At 51.0% G+C, this 2,888-nt stretch carries 4 protein-coding genes; all 4 read right to left on the minus strand.

Annotated features, from left to right (window positions below):
* A partial coding sequence (locus KOO63_08445) for a phage late control D family protein (protein MBU8921835.1) occupies positions 1–601 on the minus strand: 601 nt, incomplete at its 3' end.
* 116 nt (positions 602–717) lie between these two features.
* Positions 718–1,122 carry a hypothetical protein gene (locus KOO63_08450; protein MBU8921836.1) on the minus strand — a complete coding sequence of 135 codons (405 nt, stop codon included), beginning with the start codon at positions 1,120–1,122 and terminating at the stop codon, positions 718–720.
* A 77-nt stretch (positions 1,123–1,199) separates the two neighbouring features.
* Positions 1,200–2,624: a DUF5458 family protein gene (locus KOO63_08455; protein ID MBU8921837.1), complete on the minus strand. Its 1,425-nt coding sequence runs from the start codon at positions 2,622–2,624 to the stop codon at positions 1,200–1,202.
* A 16-nt stretch (positions 2,625–2,640) separates the two neighbouring features.
* Positions 2,641–2,888: type VI secretion system contractile sheath small subunit (locus KOO63_08460; GenBank protein MBU8921838.1), on the minus strand; the 248-nt coding region annotated here is incomplete at its 5' end.

The raw sequence follows: 2,888 nt of genomic DNA on the forward strand, positions 1-2,888 counted from the left end.
GCTCCACGGTATTGCTGCCGTTGGCTGGTGACATATTGAAATCGCGCCCCGAATACCATGCAAACATCCCGGAAGCTGTGGCCAGACGCATGATGTAATCGAAATCTGATTCCCGATACTGGGTGTCGAACTTGTATTTGCCACTGGTCGATTCTACAGTACCTACAGTGACCTGATAGTTTCCAAGAAGGCCGCTGACTATGTCACTGGCGCTCTTCTCGTGGTAATGAGCATTCTTTATGGCCCCGTCCATGGCGATCGTAGGCGATGCGGCGTGTATCCTGACCATGTTCAGGCCATCGATACTGTTCTCAAGCTGTACATCCGTTATGACGCCGATAAACTCGAGGGCGCGTGCCTCGTCGACCATACTTCCACTGGGCTTGATGTTCAGAGTGATATTGCTGCCAAGGAATTTTGTGTAATCACCGGGATCATCGAAATCCTGGTCCGATGCTTTCTTGCCCACCTGCTGGATCTGTATGACGAGCTGATGGTGGGAATCGATGAACTGATCGAGCCTCACGCTCGATATATTGAACCTGATCTCCTCGTTGTCCACCCTGATCAGACATTCGGCGGGTGTTTCCAATAGAGCCATATTGCACTCCCCGGCATAAGCAGGTCAGTCCCAGTCCGGCGACTTCCGGACCAGGACCTCAGGACCCGACTTTTCGGTCAATGACAGATTTTCTCAAGCGGCACGGCCGCCTTATTTTATTCCTGCCAGAGGTTGTCGATCTCTGCATCGCTTATCGCCAGCTTCTCGCAGGAGATCTCGAATTCTTCCCAAATCTGTTCGTCAGGATTATTCTTGATATGAGGCACACTCTCCTGATACGCAGTGATGAAACCGCTTTCCCATGTGAGTTCCTTCATCGTGGCATCATCGGGATTCCTGAAGGTAACCCTGCCGTTCTTCCAGTTCGGCTTTGATGAATCCATCGCCCAACGAGCTATATCTACGGTCTCGTCCGATTCTCTTCTCACCGTGATGACCCCGGCATGCGCGCGGTCCGCGGGGCGCCCGGTCTCATCCTTCGCTGTATAGAGAACATAGCTTACAGAGTAGACATTCTTGAATACGACACCATCAATCTCCAGTGTTGGTCTTCTCGCCATCTTCTACAACTCCTTTCAAACCGGCCTTTCAGACACGGTTTCTGATAAACATCCCCTGATTTAATCATCCCTTACGTTTAAACATCCTTCACTTTCGTCTGATCGTCATCGTTCCATGCCGCAAACTCGATATTGAAGGTCCTCGCGGGATACTTAGGATTGAGAGCGACCTTGATATCGACTTCCTGTTTCTTGCGCATCTCTTCATCGGCAAAGATCTCGACCTTGAAGTCTTCCAGGATATTGTCTCCACCTGAAATAGCCTTCATGAACTTGTCGATGTCCCTTCTAAGGGTGTCGATGAACTTCTGATCGATCACTGAAAACGTCTGTTTGTTCAGGTAATTGCGAAGCGTCTTGTACACGTAGTCGTAGGTCCGCCGGATCGAATAGATGTTGAATGTCTCCTTGGTGGACATGGTCGAAGAACCCATCGCTACGACAGCGCCTTCGAAATTCACCATGGTGTTGACGCCCTTCTCGTTGATCTTGCTGGCGTCCGGCTGGTTCGCCCTGAACTTGATGTACTTCGATTCGGCGATCTTGCCGTATTTGAATCCGGCTGACGGCTGCTGCATACCAGCCGTCGTATCGCCCTGGTACATCTTGCCCGCGACGAGTGAGGAAGGCGGGATCCACATGTCGCCGTCCTCATACTGGTTGGCCTCACGAGCCATCACGTAGTTGGCAAATATCGAGATATACTGCTTGTAGTCGTCTATCCCGGCGAGGCTGGCATATGCGGGATCCTCCAGCATATCCATTACCTCTTCGAACTTCTCGAAATCGGGAAGGTCGGAGATGACATGAAGCTTGTTCGGCAGGCCGATCTGCCGGGCTACCGAATCGATGTTCTCGACCGAACCGAGCCATCCGGGGATGACCGCCATCGAGAAACATTCCTTGATCGACCACTCACGGTATAGATCCGATATCGCCTTACCGAGTTCCTCGAACTTTTCCTTGTCGTCCGGGTTCATCAGGTCTTCGGCACTGACATTGGCGAACCATGCGTTCACCTTTTCGTCAGGTTCCTGCTGCGCGTTGGCAAAAAACTTGTCAATGGAGCGATATGTCGTCTCGACTTCCCTGCCGGAACGCATGACCCTTTTCATGTTCTTGTCGAGATTCGCCTCAAGCTTGGTCATCTTCTCATTGATGACTTTCCGCATACCATCGGGATCGTCACCACCGGACAGTGCCTCGACCCATAGTTTCAGCCTCTCCGCGAGAAGTTTTCTCTGCTTGGCAAAATCTTTCTTCGTCAGGAATTCCTTTCTCTGGAAATCCTTCTTCGGATCGAGCCATTCGACACCCCTGACGAGGTCTCCATCGGCTGTCTTGAAAGAAGGAAGAATTTTCGCCAGCTCTTCGAACTTCCCGAATTTTTCACTCAGGAGCTCGGCGAACTCATCGTCCGACAAGGTTTCACCTGCCGCAGCTGGCTTTGCCTCTGCTGCTTCCTGCTGCTGAGGCTGCATTTCCTTTTCTTCGTCACCCATTCGTATCTCCTCGTTTTTATTCGGTTAACAGATCGATATAGTACTGTGCCGCTTTCAAAAGAGCTGCTTTCTTCTCCGCGTCCGAAAGAGTCTTTTTGAGGGCATTGTTCTTCTTGAGCTGTTTGTCGAGATCTGCCAGGATCTCTTTGCTGTAGTAGGTCGTCGACAGATGGTCGTTGTTCTCGATCAGTTCCTTCGGAGTAAAATCTTTCATCGCCTTGATCTTGAAATCGGCGTTGATCGGCTCACCTTCCGTCGATTCCA

Source organism: Candidatus Latescibacterota bacterium, assembly GCA_019038625.1.
Classification (GTDB): domain Bacteria; phylum Krumholzibacteriota; class Krumholzibacteriia; order Krumholzibacteriales; family Krumholzibacteriaceae; genus JAGLYV01.

What these genes read in the sequence shown, in the direction of transcription:
- KOO63_08450 (MBU8921836.1), bottom strand. Translation starts at nt 1,122, where the DNA reads ATGGCGAGAAGACCAACACTGGAGATTGATGGTGTCGTATTCAAGAAT.
- KOO63_08455 (MBU8921837.1), bottom strand. Translation starts at nt 2,624, where the DNA reads ATGGGTGACGAAGAAAAGGAAATGCAGCCTCAGCAGCAGGAAGCAGCA.